Raw genomic sequence first — 19,343 nt, forward strand, 5'->3', positions numbered from 1 at the left:
GCGCGCTCACCAGGGGTGCACGGTGCCGTCCGTCAGCCGGTTCACCGGCAGGTAGGCCGGCGCGTACGGGTAGCGGGCCGCGGCCTGCTCGTCGATGTCCACGCCGAGCCCCGGAGTCTCGGCCGGATGCAGGTAGCCGCCGTCGTAGTGGTAGCCGTGCGGGAACACCTCGTCCGTCGCCTCGGTGTGCCGCATGTACTCCTGCAGACCGAAGTTGGGGATGGCGATGTCCAGGTGCAGCGCGGCGGCCATGCAGACCGGGGAGAGATCGGTGGCTCCGTGCGAGCCGCTGCGGACGTGGTGCAGCGCGGCGAGGTCGAAGATGCGTCGCAGGTGGGTGATCCCGCCGGCGTGGACCACAGTGGTACGGACGTAGTCGATGAGCTGTTCCCGGATGAGCTGGGCGGCGTCCCAGATGCTGCTGAAGACCTCGCCGACGGCGATCGGCGTGGTGGTGTGCGAGCGGATGAGCCGGAAGCCCTCCTGCAGGTCCGCCGGGACCGGATCCTCCATCCAGGTCAGCGCGTACGGCTCCAGGCTCTTGCCGAGCCGCGCCGCCTCGATCGGGGTGAGCCGGTGGTGCACGTCGTGCAGCAGCCGGAGGGTGGGCCCGAACTCCTCGCGGACCCGGGCGAACACGCCCGGCACGTGGGCCAGGTACGCCTCCGTCGACCAAGTCGTCTCGGTCGGCAGCGCGGCGTCGGCGGGCTCGTAGAACATCTTGTCGGCGCTGACGCCGTACGTCCGGGGCAGGCCGGGCACGCCGCACTGCACCCGCACCGCGCGGTAGCCGAGGTCGACGAAACGGGCGACCTCGGTCAGCACCTCGTCGACCGTCTCGCCGTTGGCGTGCCCGTACACGGTCACGCCCTCGCGGGACCGGCCGCCGAGCAACTGGTAGACCGGCAGCCCGGCGACCTTGCCCTTGATGTCCCACAGCGCGGTGTCCACGGCGGCGACGGCGCTCATCGTGACCGGCCCGCGCCGCCAGTACGACCCCTGGTAGAGGTACTGCCAGGTGTCCTCGATCCGGGCCGGGTCGCGCCCGATCAGCAGCGGCACGACGTGGTCGCGCAGGTAGGACGCGACGGCCAGTTCCCGGCCGTTGAGGGTGGCGTCGCCGACTCCGGTGACTCCCTCGTCGGTCACGACCTTCAGGGTCACGAAGTTCCGGCCGGGGCAGGTCACTATCACCCGGGCGTCGACGATTCTCATCCGGTCTCCCCTGCGGTCCGCGCGCCGGTCACCGCAAGATTATCCACCATCGTCGATCTATTGGGCACCCCGGCGCCGGGCCGGTCAGGCCGGTTCGGGCACACCCCCGGGCTCCCCGTCGTCGGGCATCGGCTCGACCGGTGCCTCGGGCAGCTCACCGGGCGTGTCCGGGAGGAGTTCGCCGGGATCGTCCGGCACGTCCTCACGCGGGTCGATCGGCGGGTACACCTCGGGATCGAGGTCGGGGTTGGTCATCGACCCAGTATCCGACGCCTCCGCCGCGCCCGCCCGCCGAGCGCGCCGGCCCGATCAGCAACAGGAGGCCGGCGGCGATCCACTGGAGAACCATGCGCCTCATTGGCTCACGAGGTCGACGCAGGGCCACGCCCCACCCCAGCACCCCGATCGCCACAGGGGACGACGCACATCGATGCCTTGACACTCCGGATGTGATCGCGAACACTTGTTCGCAACGCACATTTAACAGCCAGAAGGCATACCCCTGCCTCGGTGTCACGCACCCCGCCGCTGAAGCCCGGAGGTACGCCGCTCCACCGGCGTTAGCGCTAACAGCGCCCATCTCCAGAGGGACCTGGGACCACTACGGGCAGCAGCGGATTCGGCGGTCAGCCTGATGTCCGGAGCCAGAGAGGCTGGATCAGATGATCGACCACTTCCCGACGCGGACCACCTCGTCGCGGCGCCGCCCAGCGGGCCCGGCGCGGAGCACCAGGTCACTACGCCGGCTGCTGATCGTGTTGGTGGCCGCGACGACGGCGATGGTCGGCGGCGGCGTCGTCATGTCGTCGCCCGCCGTCGCCGCCACGAACCAGTTCCGAGGCATGAACTGGGCCGTGCTGGGTGACAACTTCAGCACCGGTCCCCTCGTCGTGCAGGGCCTCAGCTCCTCCGACAGCAACGCGACGGTGCGGGCCAAGGCCAACGCCCTCTACGACGACATGGCTTCCACCATGGGCGTCAACACCGTCCGGCTACCCATCAACACCCACACGGTGGGAACGGCGTGGTGGGAGGCCTACCGGGGCGCCATCGACGCCGCCACCGCCCGCGGGTTCAAGGTCATCCTCGCCTACTGGGAGGACGGCGCCGCCTCCGGCGGCCGGATCACGAACCTCGCCGCGTGGAACGCGATGTGGTCCACGGTGACCAACACGTACGGCTCGAACTCCAACGTCTACTTCGAGCCGATGAACGAGCCCCACGGCTACAGCTCGACGGAGTGGCGCAACGTCGCTGCCAACTGGCTCAGCTACCACTACTCGGCGGTGCCCAGCCGGGTGCTCATCGGGGGCACCGGGTTCAGTCAGGACCTGCGCGACATCTGCAACGACAGCCGATTCGCCTCGACGCTGCTGTCGTTCCACCACTACGCCTTCTTCTACGGCGAGATGACCTACGACGCCTTCCGGAGCCACATCCAGACCCGCCTCGGCAACTGCGCGTCGCGGGCGGTCGCCACCGAGTTCGGCGCACCCATGAACGACGGCCGCAACTACGCCGACGCGAACAGCACCGACAACTTCGTGCGCCACATCCGCGCCATGGCCCAGGTCATGCGCGACAACCGGATGGGCGGCACCTACTGGCCCGCGCTCGGCGGCAAGCCCGGCACCATCGGCTACGACTGGTACTCGATGTACTCGCTCAGCGGTAGCGGCACCGACCTCAACCTGACCGTCCGCAACACCTCCGGCGCCGACCAGATCCGGTACGCCTGGGGCGACACCATCGGCGGCGGCCCCACGACGCCCCCGCCGACTGACACGTTCTACCGGATCACCGTGCGACACAGCGGCAAGGCCATGGACGTCCAGCAACCGAACACCGACAACGGCGCGCGCGTCGGCCAGTACACGTACAACGGCAACACGTGGCAACAGTGGCAGTTCCAGGACGCCGGCAACGGCTACTGGCGACTCGTCAGCCGCAACAGCGGAAAGTGCCTCGACGTCGTGAGCGCGTCCACCGCCGACGGCGCCGAACTGATCCAGTACACCTGCGGCACCGGCACCAACCAGCAGTTCCAGATGGTCACAGGCGGCAGCTACTTCCAACTCCGGGCACGGCACAGCGGCAAGTGCGTGGACGTACCGGCCGCATCGACCGCTGACGGTGTGGTCCTCAAGCAGTACGCGTGCAACACCGGCGCCAACCAGCAGTGGTCGCGTACGACCGTCTGACCGACCCTCCGGCCGGCGCCCTACGTCGCCTGCGAGGAGGACTGCGGGATGCCGGTCACCTTCGCCGCGGGCCTGTCGGACGCCGCGGCGAAGGTGACCGGCGCGCCGAACGCGGCCCGCCGGACGGCGCGGCGCAGCGCGGCGAGGACGGCGGGACCGGCGAGGACTATCGCCACGGCGGTGGTGATCGCGCGGCCGGTGTCCCAGCCGAAGGTGGACGTGACGGCGGTGAACAGGGCGAGACGGTGCAGGTTCTCCAGTACGGGGGCACCGGCGACGTAGGACAGCTGGGTGTCCGCGCCGACGCTGAACGGCCAGAACCACAGGTTCATCAGCAGGCCGTAGCCGTAGGCGGCGAGCATCCCGTACCCGGCCAGGACTGCGACCTCGGCGCGGCCGCGCAGCCGGGCCGGAAGCAGGCCGGCGCCGAGGCCGATCCACGAGGCGCAGAGCATCTGGAACGGCAGCCACGGCCCGACGCCTGCGGTGAGCAGGGCGGAGGCGAACAGCGACGTGGCACCGAGCAGGAACCCGAACCCGGGTCCGAAGACCCGGCCGGCCAGGACGAGCAGGAAGAACACGGTCTCGATGCCCGCGGTCCCCGCACCCAGGGGGCGCAGGGCGGCGTTGACGGCGGCGAGTACGCCGAGCATCGCCAGGGCTTTGCTGTCGATGCCGCCGGAGGTGAGTTCGGCGAGGACGAGCGCCACGAGTACCGGCAGCATGACGATGAAGACCAGCGGCGCCTCGCCGGTGCGGGCGGTGCTCTCCGGGTGTGCGGGGACGAAGAACGGCCAGGTGAAGGTGGCCAGCGCGGCGGCCGAGGCGAGGGTCAGCACCACAGCGGTACGCGGGGCGACCCGCAGCACGCTCATGCCGGTGCCCTGGTCTCGTCGAGCGCGGCGGCGACCTGTTCCACTGTCAGCCAGGGGGCAGGGGCGAGGACCTTGGCCACCTGCGGCGCGAACGCCGGCGAGGCGAGCATGACCTCTGCGGTGGTGCCGTCGGAGACGATCTCCCCTTCGGCCATCACGATCACCCGGTCGGCGAGGGTCGCGACGAGTTCGACGTCGTGGGTGGCGACCACCACGGCTCGGCCGCTGCCGGCCAGCATCCGGGCGACGGCGGTGAACTGCCGCTTGGCATGGTAGTCCAGGCCGCGGGTCGGCTCGTCGAGCAGGACCACCGGCGGAGCGGCGGTGAGCTGCACGGCGAGTGCGAGGGCGAGCCGCTGTCCCTCGGACAGGTCCCGGGGGTGCCGGTCACCGGGCAGTCCGGGGACGAGCTGGTCCACCAGCGCCCGGCAGGTGCCGGCCGGCACGCCGGTCTCCCGGTCGGCCTGGGCGCACTCCGCGTCGACTGTCTCCAGGTAGAGCAGGTCACCGGAGTCCTGCGGGACGAGGCCGACGTGCCGGCGGGCCTGACCGGCCGGCAGGGCCTTCGGGTCGACGGTGCCCTTCGGCCCGGTCACGGCGACGGTGCCGCCGTGGCGTGGGCCGCTGCCCTGCACCGCCCAGAGCAGGCTGGACTTGCCGGATCCGTTGCGGCCCATCAACGCGACGACCCGGCCGGCGCGCAGATCGAGGTCGACGCCGGCCACCGCGACGGTGCCCGGATACCGTACGACGATCTTCCGCGCGGTCAGCGTGGGACCGGTGTCCGCGCCCGCCGGGACCGGCGGCGGCGCCACGCCGGCGAGCCGGTGCCGGAGGTCGGACGCCCGTCGGCGGGCGTCACGGACCGACAACGGCAGCGGTGTCCAGCCGGCGAGGCGACCCAGCTCGATCAGGGGTGGCGCGATGTCGATGTGGGCCAGCCCGGTCGCCGGCGTCCCGTCGTGGACATGGCCGTCGCCGGGCAGGTACAGCAGCCGGTCGGCGTACTGCAGGACGCGCTCCAGCCGGTGCTCGGCCAGCACCACTGTCACTCCGAGGTCGTGCACCAGCCGGGTGACGGTGGCGAGCACGTCCTCCGCGGCGGTGGGGTCCAGCGCGGAGGTGGGTTCGTCGAGCACCAGCACCCGGGGGTGCGCCGTGAGCACCGCGCCGATGGCGACCCGCTGTTGCTGACCGCCGGACAGCGTCCGCAGGGGCCGGTCGCGCAGGTCGGCGATGCCGAGCAGGTCCAGCGTCTCCTCCACCCGCTTGCGCATCACCGCGGGTGGCAGGGCGAGCTGCTCCATCCCGTACGCCAGTTCCTCCTCGACGGTGTCGGTGACGAAGCCGGCCAACGGGTCCTGGCCGACCACGCCGACGACGTCGGCGAGATCGCGCGGCGGATGCGTGCGGGTGTCCCTGCCGTCGACGGTGACGGCGCCGTGCAGGGTGCCGCCGGTGAAGTGTGGGACGAGACCGTTGATCGCCCGCAGCAGCGTCGACTTTCCGGCACCGGTACGGCCCGCGACCAGGCAGAGTTCACCTTCCTCGACGCGAAACGTCACATCCCGCAACGGTGGCGGGCCGCCCTCGGCATAGTGGACGGTGACCCGGTCGAAAGTGATCATGGGCGGTCTCCCGGTGTCGATGCCCTCGCGGCGCGCACTCCGTCTGCCGGCACGTCCGTGACGGGGATGGGCCGGTCCACCGCCGGCGGGCGTCCGGCACATACTGTCGGCGGTGGTGGCGGCGCCAGCCAGGCGGGTGCCGCCGCGACGCCGACGGCGAGAAGCGTCAGCGGGGTCAGCTGGGGCCAGGTGAGCGGGCTGACCGGCGGGTAGAGCAGTTCCGGGTCCACCGAGCCGGCGAGCATGGTCAGTGCCGCGGCGGCCACCCCGCAGCCGGCCACGAGCAGCTCGGCCGGGCGCCAGCGGTCCGGTCGGTACCGGCTGCGGCGGACCCGGCGGCCGGCCAGCAGCATGCCGGTCACGGCGGCGGTCAGTCCGGCCAGGAGCATCGGCAGCCCCAGGTAGCCGGGTGCGGCGGTGTCGAGCAGCCCGTAGGTGCCGGCGCAGACGCCGACCAGCCCGCCGAGGACGAGCGCCCCGGTGACGGTTCGCTGCCCGGCGGGCACCGCCGCGGTGCGGCCGTAACCACGGGAGTCCATCGCGGCCGCGAGGGCCAGGGACCGGTCCAACGCGTCGGCCAGCACCGGCAGGGCGATCCCGCGCAGCGCCCTCATCCCGCGGGCGGACGCGCCGCGCAGCCGCCGGGCCCGGCGGACCCGTAGCACGCTCTCCACCAGCTGCGGGGCGACCGACAACGCGACCACGACGGCGGTGCCGATCGCGTACAGCGCTCCGGGTACGGCCTTGAGCAGCCGCTTCGGGTTGGCCAGGGCGTTCGCCGCACCGAGGCAGATCAGCATCGTCGCCAGCCGCAGCCCGTCGTAGAAGCCACCGAGGATCTGCTCGGCGGCGACCGGTCCGAACAGGCGGATGCCCGCCGCCCACGCGGGCAGCGGGATCTCCGGCAGCCGGACCAGGATGTGGTCGCCCTGGCCGCCGCCGAACACGATCCGGAACACCACCCGCATCGTGACGATCACCGCGCCGAGCCAGACGTACATGCGGAACGCCAACGCCCACGGCGCGTCGCCCCGGCGGCGCACCACCACCAGACCGGCGACGGCGACGAGCAGGGCCAGCGGCAGCGGATTCGTGGTGTGGCTGGCCGCGGTGGCCAGGCCGAGCGCCCACAGCCACCATGCGCCCGGGTGCAGCCCCCGGGGCAGCCACCACACCGGCCACCGGCCCGGCAGACGACGGGCGTCGGCCGGCCGCGACCCGGTGACCGTGACGTCAGTCATCCGGGTCGGCGGCACGGCGTCGTCGGGCCGCGACCAGCGCGCCGGTGGCGAGCAGGGCGAGCAGAAGCACCCCGGCGATCGTGCCCAGTGGCAGGCCGTCGTCGTCACGGGACGCGGCGACATCCGTCACCACCGGCTCGTCGGAGGAGCCCTGCGGTGCCGTGCCGGTGGCGGCGCCCGGCGTCGCCGTCAGGGTCGGCGTACCGCCCGTCGGTGACGTGCCGGCGGAGGTCGGCGGGCCGACGGAGACCGGCGGGCCGGAGGTGCCGCCCGGCCGGGTGGGCTCGCCGGGCCGGCCACCGGCGACCGGCGGCGGTGCGACGGTTCCTCCCGCCGGTGGTGGCGCCGCCGGCTCACCGCCCGTGGGCGGCGGCGGTGGCGGTGGCGGTGGCGGGGCGGGGCGTTTCGGCGCGACGCCGGGACGGGGCGCGTCGTCGGCGTTGCGGTTGAGGGAGAACGACCAGCCCTCGAAGCTGCCGGCCGCCGGCTTGCGGTTGAGCACGCCCTTGTCGCTGTACGTCCAGCTGCCGCCGTTCGGGGCGTGCCAGTACGACCAGTAGGCGCTCGCAGGCGGGGTGTCGACGCACTTCTCCGTCGCGGCCGACGGCTTGCCGTCGATCCGGCAGATGAACCCCTCGCCCCAGCGCAGGGTTCCGGTGATCGGGAAGCCCGCGTTCTTGAGCGCCGCGAGGCCGGTGGCCTGGGCGCCCGGCGCGCACCGCACCACCGTCCCGCCGCCGAGTTCGTTGAAGTCCACCACGACTGTGACCCCGGAGGCGTCCGGGCAGTAGCCGGCCGACCCGGCGGCCACCGCAGGACTGCCCGGTCCGATCGTGGTGCAGGCGGTGACCAGGGCGACGGCCAGCGCGCCACGGGCGGCGCGGAGGCTCATCCCGCCCGCCGTCGGCCGAGCACGAGCAGTGTCACTCCGCCACCGATCAGCAGCAGCGCGATCAGCAGGTAGCTACCGATCGCCACGCCGGTCGTCGGCAGCCCGCCCGGCCCGGACGCGGCCGGGGTCGTGATCGGCGGCGCGACGGTGGCCGGCGCCGCGGTCGTAGGCGCGGGTGTCGCCGCAGGGCTGGTCACGCTCGGCGTCGGGCCGGCGGTGCCGGTCGGTGGAGGCGACGTGGTGAGCGTGGGAGACGCGGAGGGCGTGGACGGCGCGGTGGGCGAGGCCGTGCCGGTCGGGGTGGGAGTCGACGTGGGCGGCGGGTCGAGGCCGATCCGGCCCAGCGGGACCTGGGCCAGCCCGAGCAGGGCCTGCGCGGTGGCCCGGCGCCACTGGTCCCGGTCGGTGTCGGTGATCCCGGCCGCCGCGGCAGCCGTGAATCCGTCGGTGTTGTAGGCGATCGCGCCGGCGTCGGCGGAGGCCGCGCCACCGTTGCCCGCGGTGAGCTGCAGCGCGGCCAGGGCCGTCGCCGCCCGGGCGGCCTCGTCGTCGCGGCCGGCGGCGGCGAGGGCCTGCCCGGCCAGGCCGGTGCTGTTGGAGTTCGCGCCGGTGGTCGGTCCCGAGCCGCCGAAGGAACCGTCGGCGTGCTGCTGGGTGACCAGCCAGTCGGCGCCCTTGCGGGCGGCGTCGCCGGCGCCCGTGGCGCCGTCCTCGGCGGCGGCCAGCAACGCCTGCACGGCCATCGCGGTCGAGTCGACGTCGAGGGTGGCGCCGGGCTGGTCGTCGCAGGACGGCGATGGCCCGTCGGCGGCGTCCGGGTAGAGCCGGAAGCCGCCCGCCGCGCACTGCTGCCGGATCAGGAAGTCCACCGGATCCTGTGGCAGGTCGCCGCTGCGGGCCAGGCCGAGCACGGCGAAGGACTGGTCGAAGGTGTTGCTGGCGTCCGGGCCGCTGTCGGCGGTGGTACGGCTGGTGATCCGTCCCCGCTGGTGCCCGGCGTCGGCCGTGGCGATCAGCGACAGGGTTTCCGCCCGCAGGTCGTAGCCGCCGAAGTCGGTGGGGTCCGCGTCGGCGGCGGCCGCGGCGTAGAGCAGTTTGGCGGTGGCCCCGCCGTCGGTGAAGCCCTCGATGCCCCAGTCGTCGTAGCTGTTGTAGGACCGTACGTGTGTCGCGACCTGCGCGGTCGCCGCCTGCCGGGTCGGTGCGTCGACGCCGGTGGCGGACAGCGCGACCAGGCCGTCGATGGTCAGCCCCCAGTCCTCGGGGGCGAACGGGCCGGGCAGCGCCCCGTCGGTGAACTCGCCGGCCAGCCAGGACGCGGCGTCGCGGGCGGCGGTGACGTGGGCCGGGGCGGGTGCCGCGACAACGGCCGGCGGGGCGCCGGTGATCGCGGCGAGAGCCGTCACCGTGGCTGTACCGAGACCGGTGGTGAGACGCCGGGACAGGGGCATCAGGGGTGCCTTTCGCAGAGCGGTCGGTGAAACCTCCGGAAAGCACCCCGAGAGACGGACACCCCGCTCCGCGTGCTGCGGTGGGCGGGGTGGTCGGACCTCGGCGGCCCGGACTTCACCCTGTAGACCTCGACAGTGGAAGCCGCTCGTCCCGGGCGGGGCATTCCGGCTCGCGAAAGGGACTCTCGCTCACGGTTGCGGGTCAGCGCCGGCTTCGAACCGGCTTCCCCCCACACGGGACGTATGCAGTTGTGCCCGGCGCACCGGGTGCCGACACCGTACCGCCCGGGCGCGCGACGACGCCAGAGCAGCTGCCGGTACCCGGCGCGCCGCTGGTCACACCGTTCGCAGCCGGCGGGTCAGGGAGCGGCGATGCTCGGCGGGGCGCCGGCGCCGAAGGACCAGCCCTCGACGCTGCCCGGCGCGGGGTTGTAGCCGGTCGCCCCCGACGTGCTGTAGGACCAGGAGCCGCCGCTGGACGCGTGCCAGTACGACCAGTACGCGGTGGCCGGCGGGGTGTTGACGCACGGCTCGGTCGCGGCGGTGGGCTTGCCGTTGATCCGGCAGACGAAGGCCAGGCCCCAGCGGGCGGTGCCGGTGACGGTGAAGCCGGCGGCCTGAAGCGCGGCCAGGCCGGTGGCCGGATCGCCCGGCGCACAGGCGACCTGGACGCCGCCGCCGAGCGCGGCGAAGTCGACGACCACAGTGACTCCCGAGGTGCCGGCGCAGGCGGCGGCGTGCGCCGACCGGGGCGCGGGTTCGACTGCGGTCAGCGCGACGCCGGCCACGACGGCGGCCAGCAGGCCGGCCATCCAGGTGCGGGCGGTGGGACGGTGACGGAACACGGGTCCTCCTGTGATCGGGTGAGCGGCGAGGCGGTTCACGGGCAGGCGAGCACCGGTGCGCCGGGGTCGGCGCCGGCGGCGGACAGACGGGCGTACCCGACCCCGGTGAGACCGAGGACGGCCTGGGCGGTGGCCCGGGGCGCGGTGGCCGGGTCGAAGCCGCCACCGTCGAAGTCGACAGCGCCCCGGTCGGCGGGCGCCCCGGCGCAGCCGACCTGGAGTCCGGCGAGGAACGCCCGGGACCGCGCCCAGGCCGGCAGCCGGTGACCGTCGCGCAGGGCCTGCGCGGCGAGGCCGGTGCTGTTGGCGTTCGGTGTGCCGGCCGCATTGGCGAAGCCGCCGTCGGCACGCTGAACGGACACCAGCCAGCGCAGCCCGGCGGCGGCGTCGGCCGGACGGTCCGCGGCGCGCAGCGCCTGCGTCACGAGCGCGGTGGCGTCCACGTCGGACGTGCAGACCGGTTGGGCGGGCAGCAGCGGGTAGCCGCCGTCCGGGCATCGGGTGCCGGCCAGCCAGGCGGCCGCCGCCGGAGGCGCCCCGGCCGCCGTACGGTCCAGCGCCAGCAGCGCGAAGGACTGGCTGAACGCGTTGCTGTAGTCGCCATACGCGGACCGGTCGCTGAACCGGCCGGCCGGCGTCTGGAGCGAACGCAGCCGGGCGATCAGGTCCACCCCGCCGACGTCGGCCGGGTCGCCGCCGCGCACCTGCACGGCGAGGGCGAGCTTGGCGGTCGCGCCCGCGTACGCCTCGGAGACGCCGTCGCCGAGATAGCCGTCGCGGATGTCCGGCCGGGTGACCCAGGCCAGCGCGCCGGCGCCGTGGTCGTCGGCCACGCCGGCGGCGGCGAAGGCGAACACGGCGTCGAGGGTCAGCCCCTGGTCGGGGTAGGCGACACCGTCGAAGACCGCCTCGAAGCGTTCGCCGTCGACGAGTTGCCGGGCGAGCCAGCCGGCGGCGGCCTCCGGGCGGGTGAGGGCGGCGCGCCCGGGGGCGGCGACGGCCGGTGTGGTGAGGGTGAGGGCGGCGAGTACGCCGCAGAGGAGCGCGAGCAGGCGGTGCCGGCTTCGGCGGACGACCATCGGAAGCGCCTTTCCGGCCCGGCGGTCGTCGAAAGCCCGGACGACCGCAGTACGCGGGGTCGTCCGGGACTCCGACCCGTGGGCCACGACGGGTGGGGAGCGGATGCACGCGTACGACGGGTATTCGGGCTCGCCGCCGCAGAGTTCCCTGGGCGGCCTACCGTTGCGGGCCAGCGCCGGATTTCGACCGGTCTTCCCCCGCACGTACACGCGGTGGTTCAGTTGTCGCGACAGTCTGCTGTGGCCGGTGCGCCGATGTCAATGCGCCAGGAACCGGCCACGTGCCGTGACGGCCGGCGGAATCGGCGGTTTCACACCCCGACGTCGAGAGGCCGTCGTCCCGGCGCGTCCGCGTGGAGTACGCCGGTGAGGGACGCCCGGTGAGGACCGGGCGTCCCTCACCGTGTGGTCACTGCCGGCGGGACCGGGAGCCGGTCAACGGCGGAACGGACCGGTGACGCAGTAGGTGATGCCGCCGGACGACGAGCCGGTCGTGCCGCGTTGCGAGGAGAAGTACAGCCGGTCCCCCGCCGGGGTGAACGCCGGCCCGGTGATCTCCGAACCGCTCTGTCCGGTGATCCGCAGGAAGACCGAGATCTTGTCGTCCGGCGTGATCATGCAGATCTCCATGTTGCCGCCGTCCTCGGCGACGTAGAGGTCACCTGCAGTGGACCCGGTGATGTTGTCGACGCCGGTCAGCGGAGGGGCGCCCGGACTGACCAGGTTGTCGTCGTAGGCGAGCTCGTACGTGCCGGCCGCCAGGTTGACCTGCCACACGCGGTTGTCGCCCTTCGTGGTGAACCAGACGGTGTCGTCCGCGTAGTGACAGCCCTCGCCACCGTTGAACGTCTTCGCGCCGGACACCTGCTGCCGGGTCGGGGTGGGCGAGCCGTCCGGGTCGGGCACCGTGGCCCAGGTGAACGTGCCGGAGGTGGCCGTACCGGCGCGGAGGACCTGGAGGGTTCCGGCGGACAGGTCGCCCCAGGTGGCCGGCACGAAGCGGTAGAACTTGCCGTCGGTCTCGTCCTCGGTCAGGTAGACGACCCGGCGGACCGGGTCGGCCGCGGCCGCCTCGTGCTTGAACCGGCCCAGCGCGGGACGCGCCACCGCGGTCCCGCCGAGGGGGTACGTCTCGAAGACCCGGCCCAGGGACACCTCCTCGCAGGAGAGCCAGGTGTTCCACGGTGTCTTCCCACCGGCGCAGTTGTTGTTGGTGCCGGAGAGGATCCGCGACGCCCCGACCACGGCGCCGCTGGAGTTGAAGACGAGGCGTGAGGCGCCGCCACCCGCACCGGCCGACACCTCGGAGTTCGACACGTAGATCCAGCCGGTGCCGTTCGGGAACACGGCGCCGCCGTCCGGGGCGTCGTGCCAGGTGTACGACGTCCCCGGCACCGTCCGCCGGGACCGCGCGACGATCGAGCTGGTGAACCCGGCCGGCATCTGGATGCCGTTGGCGTCGGCTGCCTGAAGCCCGCCGTAGGGCCCCGCCGCGTTCTGTGCCGGGGCTCCGTACGCCGCCGACCACGCCGTGAACGGCAGGGCGACAGCGCCCGCACCGACAACAGTGGCCCGCAACATCGTTCGACGATCCATGGAACCTCCTCCGTAGGTTCCATGGATCCGACCGTGCGGAGCTTACGCACGCCGATCTGTTGGATGAACGTCGATGGACGGCTCGATGTGCGATGTCCCGCCCACGCCGACCCGGTCGAGGGGTCGTACGGGTAGGAGAGGCAGCGGCACCAACCAGCAGTGGGCGCGCGCGGCCGTCTGACCGGCCCTCCGGCCGCGACCTCCCCTCCCCCGGTCACCGGCGCAGGTGGCCGATGCCGTGCTGGTCGAGCCAGGCGACAGTCCGCGGTACGAACGTCGGCGCCCCCGGGCCGGCGCTGACGTCGGTGGCGACCAGCGGCACCTGGGCGGCGACCGGGAGCAGCGTGGACCGCCAGCAGGCCGGCGTGGCGCAGGCCGAGCGGTCGTCGACGCGCCAGGCGGCGGCCACGCTACGGCCGTCCGGGTCAGCCGGGCGATATTCCAGCCACCGGCTCAGATCGTTGCCGCCGTCGATCCCGGCGGCGAGGACCAGGTTGAACGAGCCCTGGACGCGAAGCAGGCGGATCTGCTCCTGCACGCCGAAGGGCGGCAGGCCGGTGCCCGTGCACGAGGTACCGCCGTCGCGCCAGCAGGTCCAGACCGCCGCTGGATCGGTGCCGCCGGCCGCCGGGAAGTCGTACGGCGAGATGTCGAAGACCACTGCGTTGTCGTCGCCGAACACCTCCGCCGCCGCGCTCCAGAACGTGCGGGTGGCGGAGATGTCGCTCTGCCGCAGCGACACGACGGGTGTGATGCCGGCCCGGACGAGCCGGTCGACGTACCGGGCCGCCTCGTCGAGGTAGCCGACCCGGTTCTGCCTGTCGGCAGGGCTGCCGGTGTAGGCGTAGCAGGCGTCGCTCAGCACGACCCGTACCGCGTTGACGCCGCGGGCCCGCAACGCACCTACCGATGCGTCGTCGACCGGGCCGTCCCAGTGGATCGGTCCCCATGCGCATTCGCCGGGCGCGGCCGACCGGATGATTCCACGGGGCCGGTACGGCCTCGGACTGGCTGCGACCGTGAGGATGCGGTTGCCGGACGCCTTCAGCGCAGGCGCGGCGCCGGGCGCCTGCGGCGGGAGCACCCGGACGCCGCGGACCTCGGCGGTGGCCTGGGCGCCGCTGCTGTCGTAGGCGGTGGCGGTGAGGCGGGTGCCGCTGTTCGGCGGCACGCCGCGCCAGTCGAACGCGTACGGCGCGGTGGTGTCCACGGCGAGCAGCCTGCCGCGCTCGCGGAACTCGACCCGCTCGATCCGCCGGCCGGGCGCCGCCGTGGCCTCGGCACGGATCGGGATGACGCCCGGCGCGGCGAAGAAGTCATTGGGCCGGGGCGAGGTGAGCGCCACCGACGGCCCGCCCGGCAGTGGGCTGGGCCGCGGGCTCCCCGAGGCCGGCGGCGGCGACGAGCCGGTCGGGTCGGCGCCGTCCCCGTCGCACGGCTGGCCGCTCAACACCCAGTCGGTCGGCTCGGGGTCGGCACCCTGGTAGTTGCCGCCGAACCGCACCGTCACCGAGGCGCCGGTCGGCAGCGTGGATCCCGCCGGCGGACGGAGCATGGTCATCGGATACATCTCGCCGCTGCCCAGCGTGTATCCGTCCGGCAGCCGGTCGAGGCCCATGGTGATCGTCTGACCGTTCGCCTGCCGGAACCGCAGCCACCAGTCGGTGACGGGAGCGCCCAGGTTGGTGACGGTGAGCTCGGCCCAGAAGCCGCTGGACCACTCCCGGGTGATGGTGTGGTCCACCGTGCACGCCGTCGCGGCGTAGGCCGGCCGCAGCGCCATCGTCATGGCCCCGCCGACGACGACCGCGGCTGCTGTAGCCAGCGCGAAGATCCTGCGTCGCATCACGCCCCCGTAACATCGACATACATCACTTCATGCAGCCTCGGCGCTCGGGGCACGGCCTGTCAAGGGCTGAACCGGGCCCGGGCCGGGCGGAACGGCGCGGCGTTCCGCCCGGCCGGCGGCTCAGCGTCCGCGCAGCTCGGCCGCGGCGGCGACCAGGTGCTGGAGGGACGCCTCGACCTCGGGATAGCCGCGCGTCTTGAGGCCGCAGTCGGGGTTCACCCACAGCCGCTCGGCCGGCACCGCGGCCACGGCCCGGCGCAGCGCGCCGACGACCTCGTCGTGGGACGGCACCCGGGGTGAGTGGATGTCCCAGACGCCGGGCCCCACACCCCGGCGGTATCCGAGAGCGGCGAGGTCGTCGAGGACCTCCATCCGGGAGCGGGATGCCTCGATGCTCGTGACGTCGGCGTCGAGGGCGTCGATGGCCGTGATCACCTCCCCGAACTCCGAGTAGCACAGGTGGGTGTGGATCTGGGTGTCGTCGGCGACTCCGCAGGTGGCCAGGCGGAACGCCCCGACTGCCCAGTCCAGGTACGCCTTCTGGTCCGCCCTGCGCAGTGGCAGCGTCTCACGCAGCGCCGGCTCGTCGACCTGGATGACCCGGATACCGGCTGCCTCGAGATCACGGCACTCGTCGCGCAGGGCGAGCGCGACCTGGTCCGCGGTGTCTGCCAGTGGCTGGTCGCTGCGGACGAACGACCAGGCCAGGATCGTGACCGGGCCGGTGAGCATGCCCTTGACCGGCCGGTCGGTCAGCGACTGCGCGTAGGTGGACCAGTTGACGGTCATCGGCGCCCTGCGTGCCACGTCGCCGTAGATGACGGGCGGACGCACGCATCGGGAGCCGTAGGACTGGACCCAGCCGTGTTCGGTGGCGGCGAACCCGTCCAGCTGCTCGCCGAAGTACTGGACCATGTCGTTTCGTTCCGGCTCGCCGTGCACGAGCACGTCCAGGCCCAGCCGCTCCTGGAGCCGGACGACGTGCTCGACCTCGGCGCGCATCCGCTGCGTGTAGGCGGCGGCGTCGAGACGCCCGGCCCGGTGCTCGGCACGCGCGCGGCGCAGCTCGTCGGTCTGCGGGAACGATCCGATGGTCGTGGTCGGGAGGGGCGGCAGGTTCAGCCGGGCCTGCTGTGCCGCCGCACGCTCCGGGTACGCGCCGCGCTGCCGATCCGTGGCGCGCAGCGCGGCGAGCCGACCGCGTACGGTGTCGTCGCGCCAGGCGGCAGGGGTGGGCGGCAGCGGCTCGGGCAGGGACGTGGTGCCGTTGCGCAGCGCGCGGCCGAGCCGGACGACCTCATCGACCTTCTGCCGGGCGAAGGCGAGCCGCTGACGCAGCGCCGGGTCGAGAGCGGTCTCGGCGGACAGGTCCTCCGGCACGTGCAGCAGCGAGCACGAGGTGGACACGGCGACGTGGTCGGCGAGGGCGGTGACGGCGGCACCGGCCGCCACGGCGGCCCGCAGGTCGGTACGCCAGACGTTGCGGCCGTCGACGAGGCCGGCCACGATCGTCTTGCCGCGCAGCGGTCCCGCACCGGCCAGCCGCCGCAGGTTGCCGGGCCCGGCCACCAGATCCACGCCGACCGCTTCGACCGGCGTGTCGAGCAGGGCGGGCAGCGCGTCACCGAGCTCGCCGAAATAGGTGGCGACGAAGATCGCCGGCCGCTGTTCCACCGCGCCGAGCCGGGTGTACGCCTCCCGCAGCGCGTCGATCTCGGCGGCGCTCCGGTCGGCGACGTAGGCGGGTTCGTCCAGCTGCACCCATCGCACGCCCGCCGCGGCGAGGGATCGCAGGATGCCGGCGTACACGTCGACCAGGTCGGTCAGCCGGTCGAACGGTTCGCTGCGGGCCTCGGTGGGCTTGGCCAGCAGCAGGAATGTCGCCGGCCCGACCAGCACCGGCCGGCTGTCGATTCCCAGCTCGCGGGCCTCGCGGTACTCGCGCAGCGCCTTGTCGGGATTCGCCGCGAAGGTGGTGTCGGAGCCGATCTCGGGAACCAGATAGTGGTAGTTGGTGTCGAACCACTTCGTCAGTTCGAGCGCCGGCTCGGCATCGACGCCCCGGGCCATGGCGAAATAGGTGCCGAGGTCGCCGAGGCCGAGACGGGCGAACCGGCGCGGGATCGCGCCGACGGCGACGGCCGTGTCCAGCACGTGGTCGTAGTAGGAGAACGTGTTGGACGGGATCGCGTCCAGGCGCGCGTCGCGCAGCGTCCGCCACACCTTCGCCCGTAGCGCGGCAGAGGTCGCCGCCAACTCCTCGGCGTCGATCCGGCCCGCCCAGTAGGCCTCGACGGCCCTCTTGAGTTGCCGGTTGCCCCCGATACGCGGATAGCCCAGCACGGTGCTCTGACCGAATGCGGTACTCATGGAGATCCCTTCCCTCGAAGCACACGAGGCCGATCGAGGCGGGGAGGGAAGAGGTACAGACGGCGTACCGGCTTCCGCACCGGCCGTCCCGAGCGACCGTCGGCGGCGCACACCGGACGGTGCGCGCGGTGCGGGCAGGTCTTCGGACTCGCGGGCGCGACCGGATCCACCCGGTCACCTACTGGCCGTCGCTTCCCAGACCTCACGGTCCAGTGCTTCGATGACGGCTGTCGTTCCCACTCACCGCTGCGGGGCAGTCCCGGACTCACACCGGGTTCCCTCTTACGACGCCACACCCTTCACGGGCACGGCGAACCAGCACCGTTGTCCATCGTATGGGGCGGTGAGCCGACGTGGTCGGCGCGTCCGTCCTGCGGGACGGCGAGCCGTCGCGGCGGGTGGCGGGAGCGACTCGCGGTCGGCCCCCGCCCCCCGTCGCAGGGCCGGTCAGCCCTTACGCCACTTCTGGCCGGCCGTGCCCGTGCAGTCCCAGAGCTGGAGCCTCGCGCCGTCGTTGCCGTTCCGGTCCTTGATGTCGACGCACTTGTCGGCCTGAAGGTTGACCAGGTCCCCGGCCGAGTTCAGGGTGAACTGCTGGGCGCCGGTGCCGTTGCAGGTGTAGAGCTGCACCACCGCCCCGTTGGCGGTGGACCCGGCGTCGACGTCCATGCACTTGTTGTTCTGGCTCTTCAGCGCCGTGCCGCTGAACGTCCACTTCTGCGCGTTGGTGTTGTTGCAGTTCCACATCTGCAGCGGCGCGCGGTCGACGAAGTTGGAGCTCGGCACGTCGATGCACTTGTTGTTCCAGTTGCTGACCACGGGCACCCCGGTGGCCGGGTTGCCGCCCCCACCGCCGGTGAACGGGCTGAGGATCAGTCCGGCCGAACGGGGGTCGCCGTCGTGCACCAGTGACTCGAATCCGCCGACGTCGTCGAAGGCGAACGCGTACGCCCGGCCGTCGGTCATGTTGGCGTGGATCAGGCGGGCGTACTGGTTGGTGGGGTTGCTGCGGTAGAAGTCGGCGGCGTTCGTGCTGGGCTGGGTGTCGATGGTGCCGAGCGTGCCTCGGTTGAGGGCCGCGCAGAGCGTACGCGAGATCGGGCCGACCACCTGGTCGTTCGGCGCGGGCAGGTCGCCGTCGCATCCCCAGACGCTGGCCGAGGAGGGCCGGTTGAAGGAGGCGACCACCTGGCCGCTGCCGTTTGTGAAGGTCATGGTGTTGCCCGAGGTGCGGCCGTAGTACCGGATGGCCGGCTGGTCGGCGAAGGGCGCCACGGTCAGCGTCTTCGTGGTGTACGCGTTCCACGCGGAGGCGATGTAGGAGTCCAGGTAGGTGGTGCTCAGCAGGCCGGCCCCGGCCGCCTTCCCCGGGGCCAGGACGCGCAGCACGGTCCCGTCGGAGCGGGTGTGGACGGTGTTGGCCCAGCCCGGCTGCGCCCGGATGCCGTCGATGACCGCGTTGCGTCCGTTGGCCACCACGTCGCCGGTGCGCTTGGTGACGCCGTTGGCGCCGGTCACCGTGACCGCGTGCGGGATCGCGAACATGTCGACCTGGGAGCTGTTGAGCCACAGCCCGGAGTCGTTGTAGGTGAACTCGCTCCAGTCGAAGAGGATGTCGCGGTTCGCGTCACCGGCCGCCCAGGGCGCGGGCTGCACCAGTCCGTCCGGGGTGAGGAAGAACTTCAGCTTCTGCCCGAGGGCGAAGTAGGCCCGGCCGGAGAAGCCCCGGGGCAACTGGATCGTGGTGCTGCCGCCGTTGCCGGGGCCCGGTATGGAGACGTCCGGCGCGGGCGACGGCGGGATCTGCCCGCCGCTCCACGGCACGAAGGCGCCACCGGCGGTGACGTAGCCGAGCCGGCCGGAGGAGAGCTGGACGCCGATGACGTAGAGGTAGACCGGGTCGGTGCGACCGGTGGTGTTGGTGACGGTGACGGGTAGCAACGCGGGTCCGACCGCGTGGGCGGGCGTGGCGACGACGGTGCCCGCGAGCCCGGCGAGCAGTGCGGACGCGGCGGCGAGCAGCTTTCTTCGAAGACGCATGGCGACACCTCGCTGGAGACAGGGACGGGAGAGCGCTCTCTCAGCAGGGTCCAATTGTTAA

15 protein-coding genes and 3 riboswitches are annotated in these 19,343 nt (G+C 73.0%); of the genes, 1 reads left to right on the forward strand and 14 read right to left on the reverse strand.

The genetic code is table 11. From position 1 onward, the window contains the following. Nucleotides 1–6: 6 nt before the first annotated feature. The 3 genes from manD to J3R08_RS32125 form a co-directional block, all read right to left on the reverse strand. A complete protein-coding gene (gene manD / locus J3R08_RS20300) occupies nt 7–1,215 on the reverse strand; it encodes a D-mannonate dehydratase ManD (RefSeq protein ID WP_043322904.1) in 1,209 nt (402 codons plus the stop codon). A gap of 84 nt (nt 1,216–1,299) precedes the next feature. Then, complete coding sequence (locus J3R08_RS20305; protein WP_013287071.1) at nt 1,300–1,470, reverse strand: hypothetical protein; 171 nt, start codon at nt 1,468–1,470, stop codon at nt 1,300–1,302. 403 nt (nt 1,471–1,873) lie between these two features. Continuing rightward, entirely contained in the window at nt 1,874–2,059 is a 186-nt protein-coding gene (locus tag J3R08_RS32125; RefSeq protein WP_223200962.1) for a hypothetical protein, read from the reverse strand. Between J3R08_RS32125 and J3R08_RS20310 the strand changes: the two genes are divergently transcribed. Then, nucleotides 2,058–3,416 (forward strand): RICIN domain-containing protein, encoded by a 1,359-nt coding sequence (locus tag J3R08_RS20310; protein WP_223200961.1) that lies wholly within the window; start codon nt 2,058–2,060, stop codon nt 3,414–3,416. The two genes, J3R08_RS32125 and J3R08_RS20310, sit on opposite strands and share 2 nt — an antisense overlap. A 20-nt stretch (nt 3,417–3,436) precedes the next feature. On the opposite strand, the gene J3R08_RS20315 is transcribed toward J3R08_RS20310, so the two are convergent. The 11 genes from J3R08_RS20315 to J3R08_RS20365 all read right to left on the reverse strand — a co-directional run bounded on the left by J3R08_RS20315 (nt 3,437) and on the right by J3R08_RS20365 (nt 19,282). After that, nucleotides 3,437–4,291: an ECF transporter S component gene (locus tag J3R08_RS20315; RefSeq protein ID WP_051610840.1), complete on the reverse strand. Its 855-nt coding sequence runs from the start codon at nt 4,289–4,291 to the stop codon at nt 3,437–3,439. Then, nucleotides 4,288–5,919 carry an ABC transporter ATP-binding protein gene (locus J3R08_RS20320; RefSeq protein ID WP_104112224.1) on the reverse strand — a complete coding sequence of 544 codons (1,632 nt, stop codon included), beginning with the start codon at nt 5,917–5,919 and terminating at the stop codon, nt 4,288–4,290. Before J3R08_RS20320 ends, J3R08_RS20315 begins: the two co-directional genes overlap by 4 nt. Further along, nucleotides 5,916–7,160, reverse strand: a complete 1,245-nt coding sequence (locus J3R08_RS20325; protein WP_209962465.1) for a CbiQ family ECF transporter T component — start codon at nt 7,158–7,160, stop codon at nt 5,916–5,918. Before J3R08_RS20325 ends, J3R08_RS20320 begins: the two co-directional genes overlap by 4 nt. Beyond that, a complete protein-coding gene (locus tag J3R08_RS20330) occupies nt 7,153–8,052 on the reverse strand; it encodes a hypothetical protein (RefSeq protein WP_209962467.1) in 900 nt (299 codons plus the stop codon). The genes J3R08_RS20325 and J3R08_RS20330 overlap by 8 nt, the downstream gene beginning before the upstream one ends. Then, nucleotides 8,049–9,503 (reverse strand): terpene cyclase/mutase family protein, encoded by a 1,455-nt coding sequence (locus J3R08_RS20335; protein ID WP_209962469.1) that lies wholly within the window; start codon nt 9,501–9,503, stop codon nt 8,049–8,051. Before J3R08_RS20335 ends, J3R08_RS20330 begins: the two co-directional genes overlap by 4 nt. A gap of 136 nt (nt 9,504–9,639) precedes the next feature. Continuing rightward, nucleotides 9,640–9,777: riboswitch (cobalamin riboswitch) on the reverse strand. 85 nt (nt 9,778–9,862) lie between these two features. Beyond that, nucleotides 9,863–10,315, reverse strand: coding sequence for a hypothetical protein (locus tag J3R08_RS20340; protein WP_181373699.1), 453 nt, complete (start codon nt 10,313–10,315; stop codon nt 9,863–9,865). A gap of 68 nt (nt 10,316–10,383) precedes the next feature. Then, nucleotides 10,384–11,427 (reverse strand): peptidase, encoded by a 1,044-nt coding sequence (locus tag J3R08_RS20345; protein ID WP_209962471.1) that lies wholly within the window; start codon nt 11,425–11,427, stop codon nt 10,384–10,386. A 97-nt stretch (nt 11,428–11,524) separates the two neighbouring features. Further along, a riboswitch (cobalamin riboswitch) is annotated at nt 11,525–11,661 on the reverse strand. 201 nt (nt 11,662–11,862) lie between these two features. After that, complete coding sequence (locus tag J3R08_RS20350) at nt 11,863–13,023, reverse strand: alkaline phosphatase PhoX (protein WP_209962473.1); 1,161 nt, start codon at nt 13,021–13,023, stop codon at nt 11,863–11,865. Between the two features lie 214 nt (nt 13,024–13,237). Continuing rightward, nucleotides 13,238–14,869 (reverse strand): Ig-like domain-containing protein, encoded by a 1,632-nt coding sequence (locus tag J3R08_RS20355; protein WP_209962475.1) that lies wholly within the window; start codon nt 14,867–14,869, stop codon nt 13,238–13,240. A 123-nt stretch (nt 14,870–14,992) separates the two neighbouring features. Next, on the reverse strand, nt 14,993–17,242 hold the full coding sequence (gene metE, locus J3R08_RS20360) for a 5-methyltetrahydropteroyltriglutamate--homocysteine S-methyltransferase (protein ID WP_209962477.1): 2,250 nt from the start codon (nt 17,240–17,242) through the stop codon (nt 14,993–14,995). 115 nt (nt 17,243–17,357) lie between these two features. Then, nucleotides 17,358–17,577, reverse strand: a riboswitch (cobalamin riboswitch). Nucleotides 17,578–17,689: 112 nt separating this feature from the next. Continuing rightward, a complete protein-coding gene (locus J3R08_RS20365; protein WP_209962479.1) occupies nt 17,690–19,282 on the reverse strand; it encodes a beta-1,3-glucanase family protein in 1,593 nt (530 codons plus the stop codon). Between the last annotated feature and the right edge of the window lie 61 nt (nt 19,283–19,343).

It is taken from the genome of Micromonospora sp. HB375 (assembly GCF_017872985.1).
Lineage (GTDB): Bacteria > Actinomycetota > Actinomycetes > Mycobacteriales > Micromonosporaceae > Micromonospora > Micromonospora chalcea.